This window comes from Streptomyces sp. NRRL S-920 (assembly GCF_000717945.1).
Classification (GTDB): Bacteria; Actinomycetota; Actinomycetes; order Streptomycetales; family Streptomycetaceae; genus Streptomyces; species Streptomyces alboniger.
In genome coordinates this window covers 86,013-101,219 of record NZ_JODF01000030.1, presented here as the reverse complement: position 1 = coordinate 101,219, position 15,207 = coordinate 86,013, and the positions used below count along the sequence as shown (strand labels likewise).

At 69.6% G+C, this 15,207-nt stretch carries 12 protein-coding genes; 4 read left to right on the top strand and 8 right to left on the bottom strand.

The annotated features are described in order from the left end of the window. Positions 1-86: 86 nt before the first annotated feature. From IG54_RS0121970 to coxB, 3 genes are read right to left on the bottom strand one after another with little or no spacing between them, the layout of a single operon-like run. Positions 87-485 carry a cytochrome c oxidase subunit 4 gene (locus IG54_RS0121970; protein WP_030786995.1) on the bottom strand — a complete coding sequence of 133 codons (399 nt, stop codon included), beginning with the start codon at positions 483-485 and terminating at the stop codon, positions 87-89. Then, positions 482-2,221, bottom strand: coding sequence for a cytochrome c oxidase subunit I (gene ctaD, locus IG54_RS0121965; RefSeq protein WP_030786992.1), 1,740 nt, complete (start codon positions 2,219-2,221; stop codon positions 482-484). Before ctaD ends, IG54_RS0121970 begins: the two co-directional genes overlap by 4 nt. After that, positions 2,218-3,180 carry a cytochrome c oxidase subunit II gene (gene coxB / locus IG54_RS0121960; protein ID WP_030786989.1) on the bottom strand — a complete coding sequence of 321 codons (963 nt, stop codon included), beginning with the start codon at positions 3,178-3,180 and terminating at the stop codon, positions 2,218-2,220. The genes ctaD and coxB overlap by 4 nt, the downstream gene beginning before the upstream one ends. Before the next feature lie 315 nt (positions 3,181-3,495). Between coxB and IG54_RS0121955 the strand changes: the two genes are divergently transcribed. Further along, on the top strand, positions 3,496-4,875 hold the full coding sequence (locus IG54_RS0121955) for a cysteine desulfurase/sulfurtransferase TusA family protein (protein ID WP_030786981.1): 1,380 nt from the start codon (positions 3,496-3,498) through the stop codon (positions 4,873-4,875). 3 nt (positions 4,876-4,878) lie between these two features. Here IG54_RS0121955 and IG54_RS0121950 read toward each other — a convergent pair whose 3' ends face one another. Beyond that, on the bottom strand, positions 4,879-5,853 hold the full coding sequence (locus tag IG54_RS0121950; RefSeq protein ID WP_030786978.1) for a carbohydrate kinase family protein: 975 nt from the start codon (positions 5,851-5,853) through the stop codon (positions 4,879-4,881). 161 nt (positions 5,854-6,014) lie between these two features. Between IG54_RS0121950 and IG54_RS0121945 the strand changes: the two genes are divergently transcribed. Together IG54_RS0121945 and IG54_RS0121940 are read left to right on the top strand one after the other, a co-directional pair. Beyond that, complete coding sequence (locus IG54_RS0121945) at positions 6,015-6,224, top strand: hypothetical protein (protein ID WP_051819791.1); 210 nt, start codon at positions 6,015-6,017, stop codon at positions 6,222-6,224. A 151-nt stretch (positions 6,225-6,375) separates the two neighbouring features. Next, entirely contained in the window at positions 6,376-7,899 is a 1,524-nt protein-coding gene (locus IG54_RS0121940) for a hypothetical protein (RefSeq protein WP_030786963.1), read from the top strand. A 99-nt stretch (positions 7,900-7,998) separates the two neighbouring features. Here the strand turns inward: IG54_RS0121940 and IG54_RS0121935 are convergent, their stop codons facing one another. Beyond that, a complete protein-coding gene (locus IG54_RS0121935; protein ID WP_030786960.1) occupies positions 7,999-8,355 on the bottom strand; it encodes a HesB/IscA family protein in 357 nt (118 codons plus the stop codon). A 247-nt stretch (positions 8,356-8,602) separates the two neighbouring features. On the opposite strand from IG54_RS0121935, the gene nadA reads away from it, so the two are divergent. Next, complete coding sequence (gene nadA, locus IG54_RS0121930; RefSeq protein ID WP_420712271.1) at positions 8,603-9,820, top strand: quinolinate synthase NadA; 1,218 nt, start codon at positions 8,603-8,605, stop codon at positions 9,818-9,820. A 94-nt stretch (positions 9,821-9,914) separates the two neighbouring features. Here nadA and IG54_RS0121925 read toward each other — a convergent pair whose 3' ends face one another. From IG54_RS0121925 to IG54_RS0121915, 3 genes are all read right to left on the bottom strand, one after another. After that, a complete protein-coding gene (locus tag IG54_RS0121925) occupies positions 9,915-13,064 on the bottom strand; it encodes an efflux RND transporter permease subunit (protein WP_030786956.1) in 3,150 nt (1,049 codons plus the stop codon). Positions 13,065-13,269: 205 nt separating this feature from the next. Next, a complete protein-coding gene (locus tag IG54_RS0121920; RefSeq protein ID WP_030786954.1) occupies positions 13,270-13,950 on the bottom strand; it encodes a response regulator in 681 nt (226 codons plus the stop codon). Further along, positions 13,947-15,200, bottom strand: coding sequence for a sensor histidine kinase (locus IG54_RS0121915; RefSeq protein ID WP_030786952.1), 1,254 nt, complete (start codon positions 15,198-15,200; stop codon positions 13,947-13,949). The genes IG54_RS0121920 and IG54_RS0121915 overlap by 4 nt, the downstream gene beginning before the upstream one ends. Between the last annotated feature and the right edge of the window lie 7 nt (positions 15,201-15,207).

Sequence of the window (15,207 nt, the reverse complement as noted above, 5' to 3'; positions counted from 1 at the left end):
CCGGGGGCCGAGCGCGACACGCCGAGAGGCCCGGACACTCCGTCAGGAGCGCCCGGGCCTCTCGGCGCGGTGTCGGAACTACAGACTCACTGGGTCTGGTTCTCGCCGCGGTAGTACTCGAAGACCCAGCCCCACAGGCCGATGAGCAGAAGGGGGGCCGAGAAGTACAGCAGCCACCAGCCGATGGCGATGCTCATGAAGGCGAGCGCGCCACCGACGGCGAGCGAGAGCGGCTGCCAGCTGTGCGGGCTGAAGAAGCCCACCTCGCCGGCCTCGTCCGCGACGTCGGCCTCCTTGTTGTCCTGTGCGGAGGCGTCGACCCGCCGGGCCGTGAAGGCCAGGTAGTAGCCGATCATGATGCACAGGCCGAAGGCCAGGAAGAGCGCCGTGGTGCCGGCGGGCTCCTTCGACCACACGCCATAGACGATCGCCATGGCGAGGACGAAGACGCTCAGCCAGATGAACATCTTGCCCTGGATCTTCACTTCGCGGCCTCCTTGTCGCCACCGAACATCTTGGTGTCCTTCTGCCCGGCGTTCTCGAGCTGGCCGAGCGCGGCGATGTCCGGGTGGTGCAGGTCGAAGGCCGGCGATTCACTGCGGATGCGCGGCAGGGTGAGGAAGTTGTGCCGCGGCGGCGGGCAGGACGTCGCCCACTCCAGCGAACGGCCGTAGCCCCACGGGTCGTCGACCTCGATCTTCTTGCCGTACTTGGCCGTCTTCCAGATGTTGTAGAAGAACGGCAGGATCGACAGGCCGAGCAGGAACGAGCAGATCGTCGAGATCGTGTTCAGCGCGGTGAAGCCGTCGGCGTGCAGGTAATCCGCGTACCGGCGCGGCATGCCCTCGGCGCCCAGCCAGTGCTGCACCAGGAACGTGCCGTGGAAGCCCACGAAGAGCGTCCAGAACGTGATCTTGCCGAGGCGCTCGTCCAGCATCTTGCCGGTGAACTTCGGCCACCAGAAGTGGAAGCCGGAGAACATCGCGAAGACCACGGTGCCGAAGACGACGTAGTGGAAGTGCGCGACCACGAAGTACGAGTCCGAGACGTGGAAGTCCATCGGCGGCGAGGCCAGGATGACGCCCGTCAGACCACCGAAGGTGAAGGTGATCAGGAAGCCGACGGCCCACAGCATCGGGGTCTCGAAACTCAAGGACCCCTTCCACATCGTGCCGATCCAGTTGAAGAACTTCACACCGGTTGGCACCGCGATGAGGAATGTCATGAACGAGAAGAACGGCAGGAGGACGCCGCCCGTGACGTACATGTGGTGCGCCCACACCGTCACGGAGAGACCCGCGATGGCGATCGTCGCGCCGATCAGGCCCATGTAGCCGAACATCGGCTTGCGGGAGAAGACCGGGATGACCTCGGAAATGATTCCGAAGAATGGCAGCGCGATGATGTACACCTCTGGATGGCCGAAGAACCAGAAGAGGTGTTGCCAGAGCAATGCGCCGCCATTGGCCGCGTCGAAGATATGGGCACCGAATTTACGGTCCGCCTCCAGGGCGAACAGCGCGGCGGCCAGAACCGGGAAGGCGAGCAGCACCAGCACCGCGGTCAGCAGCACGTTCCACACGAAGATCGGCATGCGGAACATGGTCATGCCGGGCGCGCGCATGCAGATGATCGTGGTGATGAAGTTGACCGAGCCGAGGATCGTGCCGAAGCCGGAGAAGGCCAGACCCATGATCCACATGTCGGCGCCGATGCCCGGGGAGCGGACGGCGTCCGAGAGCGGGCTGTAGGCGAACCAGCCGAAGTCGGCCGCGCCGTTCGGCGTGAGGAAACCGCCGACCGCGATGAGCGAGCCGAACAGGTAGAGCCAGTAGGCGAACATGTTCAGCCGCGGGAAGGCGACGTCGGGCGCGCCGATCTGGAGCGGCATGATCCAGTTCGCGAAACCGGCGAACAGCGGCGTCGCGAACATCAGCAGCATGATCGTGCCGTGCATCGTGAACGCCTGGTTGAACTGCTCGTTCGACATGATCTGCGTACCCGGGCGGGCGAGTTCGGCGCGCATGAAGAGCGCCATCACTCCGCCGATGCAGAAGAACGCGAACGACGTGACCAGATAGAGCGTGCCGATCGTCTTGTGGTCAGTGGTGGTCAGCCACTTGATGACGACGTTTCCCGGCTGCTTGCGCCTGACCGGCAGCTCGTTCTCGTACGAGTCTTCTGCTGCCGCGGCACCCTGGGGTTCGTTGAGGATGCTCACAGGTTGTTCGTCTCCCGGTTCTTCTCGTGGGGCGTCTGCTCGATGCCGGCCGGGATGTAACCGGTCTGGTTCTTCTTCGCCAGGTCCTCGAGGTGCTGCTTGTAGCGCTCGGGGGAGACGACCTTGACGTTGAAGAGCATCCGGGAGTGGTCGACGCCGCACAGCTCGGCGCACTTGCCCATGAAGGTGCCCTCCTTGTTCGGAGTCACCTCGAAGGCGTTGGTGTGGCCCGGGATGACGTCCTGCTTCATGAGGAACGGCACCACCCAGAAGGAGTGGATGACGTCACGCGAAGTCAGTACGAAGCGGACCTTCTCGCCCTTGGGGAGCCAGAGGGTCGGACCGGGGTTGCCGTTCTGGGGGTTCCGGTCGCCGGGCGTGCCGACCTCGTAGACGCCGTTGGCCTTGGCCGGGAAGTCCTCGCGGAACCTCTCCGGGATGGCCTCCAGGTCCTTGGAGGTCCTGGCGTTCTCCTTGCCGGCGCCCCGGACGTTCTCGACGTAGTTGAAGCCCCAGCTCCACTGGTAGCCGACCACGTTGATGGTGTGGGCCGGCTTGTCCTCGAGCTTCAGGAGCTTGGACTCGTCACGTGCCGTGAAGTAGAAGAGCACCGAGACGATGATGAGGGGGACTACCGTGTACAGCGCCTCGATGGGCATGTTGTACCGGGTCTGAAGAGGTACTTCCACCTTGGTGCGGCTGCGCCGGTGGAAGATGACGCTCCACAGGATCAGACCCCAGACCAGCACGCCCGTGGCGAGCGCTGCCGCCCACGAGCCCTGCCAGAGGGAGAGAATCCGCGGAGCCTCTTCCGTTACCGGGGTGGGCATTCCAAGGCGGGGGAAATCCTTGTATGTGCAACCGGTGGCGGTCGCCAGGATCAGGCCCGCAGTCAGCACCTGCGGCAGCTTCCGCCGCATCGGGCGCCGCGACGAGCGGTCGGAGCCGTTGGGACTCACGTAGCGCCTTCCCGAGAGTCTCGCCCGCGCGGTCGGCTGCGGCCTCCACGCTGGTCGGTCGCCGCCCTGCGTCGGGCAGGGGTTTGGATGTTTATGCGGACCAAACCCTACTGGACGCATTTTGGGGTCGCGCGGGGAGGGTGCCTAACGCGCCGCGGGTCACTCCGAAGGGTGGGGTGGGCGCCCCTTGCCGCTTTCTGACGGGGGGTCGGGGCGCCTACGGGGGTGGTGGAATCTGTCGGTCCGCGGGTGCGGGTCCGGTGGGGGCTGGTGGCGCAGTTCCCCGCGCCCCTTCAGGGCGCTTAGCGTTGACCTGTGTCCTACTTCGATACCGCCTCCTCCGCTCCCCTTCATCCCGTTGCCCGGCAGGCCCTGGTGGCCTCGCTCGATGAGGGGTGGGCCGATCCCGCGCGGCTCTATCGGGAGGGGCGGCGGGCCCGGTTGCTGCTCGACGCGGCGCGGGAGGCCGCCGCCGATGCCGTGGGGTGCCGGGCCGACGAGCTGGTCTTCACCCCGTCCGGCACCCGCGCCGTGCACGCGGGGATCGCGGGCGCGCTGGCCGGGCGCCGCCGCGCCGGACGCCACCTGATCGTGTCAGCGGTCGAACACTCGTCAGTGCTCCATTCGGCCGCGGCCCACGAGGCCGGGGGCGGGACCGTGACCGAGGTGCCGGTGGACCGGGGCGGGGCGGTCGACCCGGAGGCGTACGCCGCGGCGCTCCGGGAGGACACCGCGCTCGCCTGTCTCCAGTCCGCCAACCACGAGGTGGGCACCGAGCAGCCGGTGGCCGAGGTGGCGGCCGCCTGCCGTGCAGCGGGGGTGCCGCTCCTCGTGGACGCGGCGCAGTCGCTGCCGTGGGGGCCGGTCGACGGGGACTGGTCGCTGCTCACCGGGAGTGCCCATAAATGGGGTGGCCCGGCGGGCGTCGGGCTGCTCGCCGTACGCAAGGGGGTCCGCTTCGCGCCGCAAGGGCCCGTCGACGAGCGGGAGTCCGGGCGTGGCGCCGGGTTCGAGAACATTCCGGCGATCGTCGCGGCGGCGGCCTCGCTGCGGGCGGTGCGGGCCGAGGCCGCGCGGGAAGGGGCACGGCTGCGGGAGCTGACCGAGCGGATCAGGGCGCGGGTGCCGGGGTGTGTGCCGGACGTGGAGGTGGTGGGCGATCCGGTGCGGCGGCTTCCGCACCTCGTCACCTTCTCCTGTCTCTATGTCGACGGGGAGACATTGCTGCACGAGCTGGACCGGGCGGGTTTCTCCGTGTCGTCGGGGTCGTCGTGCACCAGTTCGACGCTGACGCCGAGCCATGTCCTCAAGGCGATGGGCGTGCTGAGTGAGGGGAACGTCCGGGTCTCGCTGCCGGTCGGCACGGAGGCCGCCGAGGTGGAGCGGTTCCTCGACGTGCTGCCCGGCGCGGTCGCCGAGGTACGGGAGAAGCTGGGCGCCCCGGTCGCGGCCACGGCGCGCGCGGACGGGGAGTCGCTCGTCGTCGACGCGGTCGGCAAGCGGTGCCCGATCCCCGTCATCGAGCTGGCGAAGGTCATCGGGGACGTCCCGGTCGGCGGGACGGTGACCGTCCTCGCGGACGACGAGGCGGCACGCCTCGACATCCCGGCGTGGTGCGAGATGCGCGGTCAGGAGTACGTGGGTGAGCGGCCGGCGGACCACGGCTCGGCCTATGTGGTCCGCCGGAACTCGTAACCCCTAGACGAGGTGCGTGCGGACCTCGTTGGCGGCCTCGTGGCCGTACGCCTTGGTGAAGCGGTCCATGAAGTTGCTGCGCTGGAGTTCGTACTCCTGGGTGCCGACGGTCTCGATGACGAGGGTGGCGAGCATGCAGCCCACCTGCGCGGCGCGCTCGTGGGAGACGCCCCAGGCGAGGCCGGACAGGAAGCCCGCGCGGAACGCGTCGCCGACGCCGGTCGGCTCGACCTTCGCCTCCTCCTCCGGGACGCCGACCTCGATCGGGTCCTGGCCGACGGACTCGATGCGCACGCCGTTCGCGCCGAGGGTGGTCACGCGGTGGCCGACGCGGGAGAGGATCTCGGCGTCGGTCCAGCCGGTCTTGGACTCGATGAGGCCCTTCTCGTACTCGTTCGAGAAGAGGTACGTGGCGCCGTCCAGGAGGGTGCGGATCTCGTCGCCCCCCATGCGGGCGATCTGCTGCGAGAAGTCCGCGGCGAAGGGGATCTCGCGGGTGCGGCACTCCTCGGTGTGCCGGAGCATCGCCTCGGGGTCGTCGGCGCCGATCAGGACGAGGTCGAGCCCGCCCACGCGGTCCGCGACCGTCTTCAGCTCGATGAGGCGGGCCTCGCTCATCGCGCCCGTGTAGAAGGAGCCGATCTGGTTGTGGTCGGCGTCCGTGGTGCAGACGAAGCGGGCGGTGTGCAGGGTCTCGGAGATCCGCACCGACGCGGTGTCCACGCCGTGTCGGTCGAGCCAGGCGCGGTACTCGTCGAAGTCGGAGCCGGCGGCGCCGACCAGGATCGGGTGGGTGCCGAGCTGCCCCATGCCGAAGGTGATGTTGGCGGCCACACCTCCCCTGCGGACGTCGAGGGCATCGACCAGGAAGGAGAGGGAGACCGTGTGCAGCTGATCGGCGACCAGCTGGTCGGCGAAGCGGCCGGGGAAGGTCATCAGGTGGTCGGTGGCGATGGAGCCGGTGACTGCGATACGCACGGCTGGGTGCTCCTGTGGAGGAGAGGCGAGGGGTTGACAGTTCACGTTACCGGGTCGAACACCCACACTGAAGAGGCAAAACTACCCGATAGTAGGGCTTTGTTCCTCGCCGGTCACATGCTTACGGTGCCGTTATGACCCTTATCTCGAAGGATGTCGTCATGAAGCGCCCCGCCGGTCTGCTCGCCGAGCGCCCGGACTCCCCGGAGACCCTGGCAAGCCTGCGCGGCGACTGCGCCCGCATGGCTCCGCATTGGACGGCGCCCGCCAAGGCCGCCGCCACCCCCGTGCCGCCGTCCCTGATCCACGGCGTCACCGTGCCCTCCTCCTCCGCCCGGCTCATCGACGGAATGTCCGAGTACGGCGACTGAGGGAGACTGACCGCGGGCGCGGGCGCGCGTCGAGGGAACCGTGCGCTCCCCCGCTGCGTCCCATCGCCGTCCCCCGTAAAGGGGAACTGGGATACGACGAAGCCCGCCTGTGGGTTTCCAGGGACAGCAGTGCAGTCGAAGGAGCGATGCGGTGAGCACCGAGCGATCCGTTCATGAGGCGGCCGAGCCGCAGCGACGGCGTGCCCGCCTCGCCGTCGCCTCGGTCGCGGCCACCGTGCTGTTGGTCGGCGGCGGAGGCGCGTACTTCGCCGCGACCGCGGCCGGCGGTGGCGGCGGCCAGGGCAGCGACGGGGCCCCGGCGGGAGACGGCGGCGATCCGCCGCCGCTCGCGCTGGACGGCTATCCGGGCGGCGACCGGCAGGGCGAGGGCACCGACAAGGGTACGGACGGCACGGGCGGCACGAGTGGTATCGCGCCGGGCGAGCCCGACCCGAGCGGCGCCACGTACAAGGCGACCGGCAAGCTGCCCGAGGGCCCGGCGTCGGCCTCCGTCTACCACGCGCGCGGCGAGGTCACCCGTGGCGAGGTCGCCGCGCTGGCCAAGGCGCTCGGCCTCTCGGGGACGCCGACGTCCCGGGACGGCGCCTGGCGGGTGGACGAGGGCAAGGACGGTTCGGGCCCCTCGCTCCAGGTGACCAAGCAGGCGCCCGGCACCTGGACGTACGCCAGGCACGGCGTGGGCGGCACGGACAACTGCCCCAAGGGCAAGCCCTGTTCGAGCACGTCCACCGCGCCGAACGGCGACGCGGACGACGCCGTCGGCGAGAAGGCGGCCAAGGAGGCGGCGGCGCCGCTCCTCAAGGCGCTCGGCCAGGACGACGCGAAGCTGGACGCCCGCCAGCTCATGGGCGCCGTACGGGTGGTGAACGCCGACCCGAAGGTGGACGGCCTGCCGACCTACGGCCGGTCGACCGGCATCCAGGTCGGCTCGGACGGCCAAGTGGTGGGCGGCAGCGGCCAGTTGAAGGCGCCGGACAAGGGTGCCAAGTATCCGGTGATCAGCGCCCGGGAAGCCCTGGACCGGCTGAACTCGACCGGTAGCGGAAGTGTTGGCGTCGGCGGCTGCGCGACCCCGGTGCCGCACGTCGACGACAGCACGAGGACGGAGGGCGGCGGTACGAAGGCGGAGGGTGGCGGCGACGCGAAGCAGGCGCCCTGTGAGCCGTCCGGCAAGGCTCCGAAGCCGCGGACGGTGGCCGTCAGCGGCGCCACGTTCGGGCTCGCGACGCACTTCGTGGGCGGCAAGCAGATCCTCGTACCCTCCTGGCTGTTCGAGGTGAGGCCGGAGGGGGCGCGGGACACCTTCACGGTGACGCACCCGGCGGTCGCCCCCAAGTATCTGACCTCACCGGGCACGCCCACGCCCACCGAGAAGCCGGAGAAGCCCCGCGGCAAGGGTTCGGTGCCCATCGAGTCCTACAGCGCCGACGGGAAGAAGCTGACGGTGCACTTCTGGGGCGGCGTGTGCAGCGAGTACTCCGCGTCCGCGCGTGAGGACGACGACCGCGTGACGGTGACCGTCACGGAGACCAAGCAGAAGGACAAGGTCTGCGTCATGGTGGCCAAGAGGCTCTCGGAGACGGTCGGCCTGGACAAGCCGCTGGGTGAGCGCGAGGTCGTGGACGCCGGCGGCGGGACGGTGAAGCGGAAGTAGCGCCCGGGCGTACGAACACGACGGCGGCGGCTCCCCGAACTCTCGGGGAACCGCCGCCGTCGTACGCGTGTGCCTACAGGCTTACGTGCGCCTACAGGCTTAGCTGAAGGAGTCGCCGCAGGCGCAGGAGCCGGTGGCGTTCGGGTTGTCGATCGTGAAGCCCTGCTTCTCGATGGTGTCGACGAAGTCGATGGAGGCGCCGCCCAGGTAGGGAGCGCTCATCCGGTCGGTGACGACCTTCACGCCGTCGAAGTCCTTGACGACGTCGCCGTCGAGCGTGCGCTCGTCGAAGAACAGCTGGTAGCGCAGGCCCGAGCAGCCGCCGGGCTGGACGGCCACGCGCAGCGCCAGGTCGTCCCGGCCTTCCTGCTCCAGCAGGCCCTTCACCTTGGCCGCGGCGGCGTCCGACAGGAGGATGCCGTCGCTCACGGTGGTGGTCTCGTCCGATACGGACATCTGCTTCTCTCCCGGGTTGTACGGAGACTGCTTGCCGACGGTTGCAACCGGCGGGGCCGCGGATTCATTCCGGGCCGAGCGCTTACGTCTTACCCCTTCATGCTCGCACATGGTTTTCCGTGCGGCGCCGGGCCGGGGCGTCCGCGAATTCGTCACATCGACACTATGGCCATCGTCAAACTGACGTGAAGCGGTTATGATAGATAGCGTCAATTAGACGAAAAGACTCGTCTGCTGAAAAGAAAGGGTGCGTGTCGTGACCACCGCCCAGTCCCCCGTGGACCTCGTTGACCTTGAGGTTCAGCCCACGCCGCTCGCCCTGCTGCTGCTCGGCCGCGAGGCCGACCCCACGAGCGAGCGTGGCGTGGAGTGCCCCGGTGACCTGCCGTCCCCCTCCGACCCGGATCTGGTGGAGCGCGCCCGGGCCGCCAAGGAGAAGCTTGGGGACAAGGTCTTCGTGCTCGGCCACCACTACCAGCGCGACGAGGTCATCCAGTTCGCGGATGTGACCGGTGACTCCTTCAAGCTGGCGCGCGACGCCGCCGCACGGCCCGACGCCGAGTACATCGTGTTCTGCGGTGTGCACTTCATGGCCGAGTCCGCCGACATCCTGACCACCGACGACCAGAAGGTCGTGCTCCCCGACCTGGCCGCCGGCTGCTCGATGGCCGACATGGCCACCGCCGAGCAGGTCGCCGAGTGCTGGGACGTGCTGACCGAGGCGGGCATCGCCGAGCAGGTCGTCCCCGTCTCGTACATGAACTCCTCGGCCGACATCAAGGCGTTCACCGGCAAGCACGGCGGCACGATCTGCACGTCGTCGAACGCCAAGCGCGCGCTGGAGTGGGCCTTCGAGCAGGGCGGTCCCGGCGCGACGAAGGTGCTCTTCCTGCCCGACCAGCACCTGGGCCGCAACACCGCCGTGCGCGACATGGGCTTCTCGCTCGACGACTGCGTGGTCTACAACCCGCACAAGCCGAACGGCGGCCTGACCGTCGAGCAGCTGCGCGACGCGAAGATGATCCTGTGGCGCGGGCACTGCTCGGTGCACGGCCGCTTCTCGCTGGAGTCGGTCGAGGACGTGCGCGCGCGGATACCGGGTGTGAACGTCCTGGTGCACCCGGAGTGCAAGCACGAGGTCGTGGCCGCCGCCGACTACGTGGGCTCCACGGAGCACATCATCAAGACCCTGGAGGCGGCGCCCGCCGGCTCGAAGTGGGCCATCGGCACGGAGCTGAACCTCGTACGCCGTCTGGCGAACCGCTTCGCCGCCGAGGACAAGCAGATCGTCTTCCTCGACAAGACGGTCTGCTTCTGCTCGACCATGAACCGCATCGACCTGCCGCACCTGGTCTGGACGCTGGAGTCGCTGGCCGAGGGCAACCTCGTCAACCAGATCGAGGTGGACCGCGAGACCGAGCAGTTCGCGAAGCTGGCGCTGGAGCGGATGCTGGCGCTTCCGTAGCCTCCTAGGAAGCCTCATAGGGCATGTGCAAGGGGCGCTCGCCATTGGCGGGCGCCCCTTACGGCTTTTCACGTGGTGCGGGTCTGGCCTGCGGTCAGGCCCGCGTGGCCGGTTCCGGGGCGCTCGCGTCGGTGCCCTGCGGCGGGATCCCCGCCTTCTTCGCCCGCTTCGCCTCGCGCTTGGCCCGCCTGCGCTCCTTGCGCAGCTCCACCATCGCGTACAGCGTCGGTACGAGCAGCAGGGTGAGCAGCGTCGAGGTGATCAGTCCGCCTATCACCACCACCGCGAGCGGCTGGGCGATGAAGCCGCCCTGGCCCGTGATGCCGAGGGCCATCGGGAGCAGCGCGAAGATCGTCGCCAGGGCCGTCATGAGGATCGGCCGCAGTCGGTGGCGGCCGCCCTCGATGACCGCCTCGACCGTGCCGTAACCCTGCCTGCGGTACTGGTTGATGAGGTCGATCAGCACGATCGCGTTGGTGACGACGATGCCGATGAGCATCAGCATGCCGATCATCGCGGGGACGCCCATCGGGGTGTCCGTGGCGATCAGCAGGCCGATCGCGCCCGTCGCCGCGAACGGGATGGAGACCAGCAGGATCAGCGGCTGGATCAGCGAGCGGAACGTGGCGACCAGCAGCATGAAGACGATCGCGATCGCCGCCAGCATCGCCAGACCCAGCGACGCGAACGCCTCGTCCTGGTCCTCGGAGACACCGCCGATCGAGGCCGTGGCGCCTGCGGGGAGCTTCAGCGCGTCCAGCTTCTTGGTGAGGTCCGCGCTGACCGCGCCCGTGTTGTCGCCGGTCGGCCTCGCGGTGATCGTCGCGGCGCGCGCGCCGTCGATGCGGGTCATCGAGACCGGGCTGTCGGCCAGCTCGACGTCGGCGATGGCGCCGAGCTTCACGCCGGGGCCGAGCGGCAGCTCCTTCAGCTCGTCCAGCGTCTTCGCCGGCTTCGCCGACTTGATCACGATGTCGCGTTCGGTGTCGTCGAGGACGGCCTTGCCGCTGGTGGTGCCGCGTACCGCCTGGGTGACGGCCTGGCCGAGGGTCGTCGCGTCGAACCCGGCCTCGGCCGTTCTGGCATTGGCCTTGACCGAGATCCTCGGGATGCTCTGCGCCAGGTCGCTCTGCACGTCGGTGACGTCGTCGAGCTTCGCGACCTCGTCGCGCACCTGGTCGGACGCCTTGCGCAGCACCTCGCTGTCGGCGGCCTTCACCACGACGCTCAGATCCTGGTTGCCGAAGCCGTCACCGGCGGCGACGGTGGTCCTGCCGATGCCGGAGAGCTTGCCCAGCTCCTTCTCGACCAGGTCCTGCGTCTCTTCGTACGACGCCTTGTCCTTGAGGGTGAGGGTGTACGAGGCCTGGTTGGTGTCCGTGCCGCCGCCGAAGGCGGCCAGGAAACCGGAGGAGCCGATGGTGACCTGGTAGTCCTTGATCTCGTCGATGCCGGACAGCATCTTCTCGACCTTCTTCGCCGCGGCGTCGGACGCGGCGAGGCTGGTGCCGGGCTTCAACTCCTGCTTGATGCTCAGGACTTCCTGCTCGCCCTGGTCGAAGAAGTTGGTCTTCAGCAGCGGCGTCATGCCGAACGTGCCGACCAGGATGACGATCGCGATGCCGACGCTGGTGAACCGGCGGCGGGTCGCGAAGCGCAGCACCGGGACGTAGGTCCGCTGGAGCCTGCTGCGGCTCTCCTTCTCCTCGGCCTTGCGGCGGGCCTCCTCCGGGTCGACCCCGCGGATCGCCTTGGGGGGACGCAGGAACCAGTACGAGAGGACCGGCACGACGGTGAGCGAGACGAGCAGCGAGGCGAGGAGCGCCGCCGCGATCGTCAGCGAGAACGCCCCGAACAGCTCGCCCACCATGCCGCCGACCAGGCCGATCGGCAGGAAGACGGCGACCGTGGTGAGCGTCGAGGAGGTCACCGCGCCGGCGACCTCGCGCACGGCCCTGAGGATCGCCTGTTCGCGCTCCTCGCCGTAGTCGAGGTGGCGCTTGATGTTCTCCAGGACCACGATCGAGTCGTCGACGACCCGGCCGATGGCGATGGTCAGCGCGCCCAGTGTGAGCAGGTTGAGCGACAGGTCGCGGGTCCACAGGACGATCAGGGCGAGGACCACCGACAGCGGGATGGAGACCGCCGTGACCAGGGTCGAGCGGAGCGACGCCAGGAAGACCAGGATGACGATGACCGCGAAGACCAGGCCGAGCGCGCCCTCGGTGGTGAGGCCCTCGATGGACTTGGAGACGGCCGGGCCCTGGTCGCTCGCGACCGTGAGGTCGGCGCCGGAACCGAGGTCCTCGCGCAGGTCGGGCAGCTTGTTCCTGACCGCGTCCGAGATGGCGACGGCGCTGCCGTCCTGGTCCATGGTGACGGAGACGGCGAGGCTGGGCTCGCCGTTCGTGCGCGTGATGGAGGCCGCCGTGGACGGCTCCTGCTTGACCTCGGCGACATCGCCGAGGCGCACCGGTTTGCCCGGCCGCTTGCCGGAGTCGGCCTCGGGCGTGACCCTCAGGTCCTCGATCTGCCGGAGCGAGGTGAAGCCGCCGCCGACCTGGACGGTGCGGTTCTTGCCGCCCTCGTCGAAGGAGCCGGCGGGGAGCGTGGCGCCGCCCGCCTGGAGCGCCTTGCCGAGCGCGGCCGGGGTCAGGCCCGCCTTCGTCAGCTTCTTGTCGTCGGGGGTGACGTTGACCTGGAGGTCGCGCACGCCGTCGACGGTGACCTGGCCGACGCCGTCGATGTCCTTCAGGGACGGCACGACGGTGCGGTCGAGCTGGTCGGCGAGGGCCTGCTGGTCCTTGTCGGAGGTGACGGAGAGGACGACGGTCGGGATGTCGTCGGTGGAGCCTGCGACGACCTGCGGGTCGACGTCGTCGGGGAGTTCGGCCCGCGCGCGGTTCACGGCCTGCTGGACATCGGCGACGAGCTGCTCGGAGCCGTCTCCGTAGTCGAACTGGGCCATGATCACGGCGTTGCCCTCGCTCGCCGTGGAGGTGATGCCGGTGATGCCGTCGACCGTGTCGATGCTGTTCTCGAGCGGCTCGACGACCTGCTTCTCGACCACATCGGGGGACGCGCCCTGGTAGGGGGCGATCACGGACACCATGGGTAATTCGATGGTGGGCAACAGCTGCTGTTTGAGCTGCGGGATAGCGATCGCTCCGAAGACGAGCGCGATGATCGACATCAGTCCGATCAGCGCCCGTTGGGCGAGGCTGAACCTGGACAGCCAGGACATGGTGGTCTCTCTCTGTGGCGTGAGCGGCGGGGAGCAGTCCTGGGCCGGGCCCGGAGCCCGGCCGGACTGGCCGGGGAATTGGGGGTCCCCGGCAAGCGGTGGTACGCCCCTCTCACCCTGAGCCATGCGCGAGGCGCGACGCCTCACTCTCAGGACCATTTCCTTATGCCGCCCATACTGCGGGTGCAGTACGCCGCCCCCGAGGTCACTCCACCCTTGGACGGACCAGGCCCGACTCGTAGGCTATGACGACGAGTTGGGCCCGGTCGCGAGCCCCGAGCTTCGCCATCGCGCGGTTCACATGGGTCTTCACGGTGAGCGGGCTGACCTCGAGGTGCTCGGCGATCTCGTCGTTCGAGTAACCGCCCGCGACCTGGACAAGCACTTCGCGTTCCCGGCTGGTGAGCGCGTCGAGCCGCTCGCCGCGCAGCGGGGTCTCGCCGTCCGAACCCTCGCCCTGGGCAAGGAACTTGGCGATCAGCCCCTTGGTCGCCACCGGGGAGAGCAGTGCCTCGCCCGCCGCCGCGACGCGGATGGCGCCGAGCAGTTCTTCGGGCTCCGCGCCCTTGCCGAGGAATCCGGAGGCGCCCGCGCGCAGCGACTGCACCACGTACTCGTCGACCTCGAAGGTCGTCAGCATCACCACGCGTACGTGGGTCAGGGCGGGGTCGGCGCTGATCATGCGGGTGGCCGCCAGGCCGTCCGTGCCGGGCATGCGGATGTCCATCAGGACCACGTCGGGGCGCGCGGAGGCGGCGAGCCGCACCGCCTCCGCGCCGTCGGACGCCTCGCCGACGACCTCCATGTCGGGTTCGGAGTCGACGAGCACCCTGAACGCGCTGCGCAGCAACGCCTGGTCGTCGGCGAGCAGTACGCGGATGGTCACGCCGTCCCTCCCTTTGCCGTGGTGACGGGGGCGACGGGCAGGATCGCATGGACGCGGAACCCGCCGCCGTAGCGGGGCCCCGCGGAGCAGTTGCCGCCGAGGGCCGTGACGCGCTCGCGCATGCCGAGCAGGCCGTGGCCGCCGCCGTCGGTGTTGCGCTGCCCTTCGCCGCCGTCGCCGCCGTCACCGCCCTCGCCGTGGCCCGGTCCGCCGTCGATGACGGTGACCTCGACGTTCGGGCCGACGCGGACGACGCTGACCTCGGCCTTGGCGTTGCGTCCCGCGTGCTTCTGCACGTTGGTGAGGGCTTCCTGGATGATCCTGAACGCGGCGAGGTCGACGGCCGCGGGCAGCTCCAGGCCGACCTGGCCGAGGGCGACCTCCACGGGCAGGCCCGCGTTGCGGAAGGTCTCGACGAGTTCGTCGAGCCGGTGCAGGCCGGGCGCGGGTTCGGTGGGCGCCTCGGGGTCGCCGCTCTGGCGCAACAGGCCGACGGTGGCGCGCAGTTCGTTGAGCGCGGAGCGGCTGGCGTCGCGTACGTGCGAGAGGGCTTCCTTCGCCTGGTCGGGCCGCTTGTCCATGACGTGCGCGGCGACGCCCGCCTGCACGTTGACCAGGGCGATGTGGTGGGCGACCACGTCGTGCAGGTCGCGGGCGATGCGCAGCCGTTCCTCGGCGACGCGGCGCCTGGCCTCTTCCTCCCGGGTCCGCTCGGCCCGCTCGGCGCGCTCCCTTATGGCGTCCACGAAGGCGCGGCGGCTGCGCACCGCGTCGCCCGCGGCGGCGGCCATGCCGGTCCAGGCGAAGATGCCGAGGTTCTCCTGGGCGTACCAGGGCAGGGGGCCGGTGAGCATCGCGACGCCGGTGAGGCCCGCGATGGTGACCAGGCCGATCCGCCAGGTCGTGGAGCGGTCGGTGGTGGCGGCCACGGTGAACAGCGCGATGACCGCGCACATCACGACGGGCGCCCGGGGGTTGCCCGTGAGCAGTTCGGTGATGGCGGCGGCGCAGGTGACGGCGAGTACGCACCAGGGGGCGCGGCGGCGCGCGACCAGGGCGAGGGCGCCGAGGGCCATCAGGAGCAGGCTCGGGGCGTCGGGGGTGCGGGTGCCCCAGGTGGGGCCGTGCTCTCCGTAGGGCTCGGCGAAGGAGCCGATGACCATGCAGACGAGGACGACGGCGGCCAGCGCCCCGTCCACCGCCAGCGGGTGTGCTCGGGCCCAGCAGCGGCCTCTACCTAGCGTGGTCACTTCCCGC

Excerpts from the sequence above, each read along its gene's own strand:
- IG54_RS0121935 (WP_030786960.1), bottom strand. The coding sequence starts at position 8,355 with ATGTCCGTATCGGACGAGACCACCACCGTGAGCGACGGCATCCTCCTG.
- IG54_RS0121945 (WP_051819791.1), top strand. The coding sequence starts at position 6,015 with ATGAAGCGCCCCGCCGGTCTGCTCGCCGAGCGCCCGGACTCCCCGGAG.
- IG54_RS0121925 (WP_030786956.1), bottom strand. The coding sequence starts at position 13,064 with ATGTCCTGGCTGTCCAGGTTCAGCCTCGCCCAACGGGCGCTGATCGGA.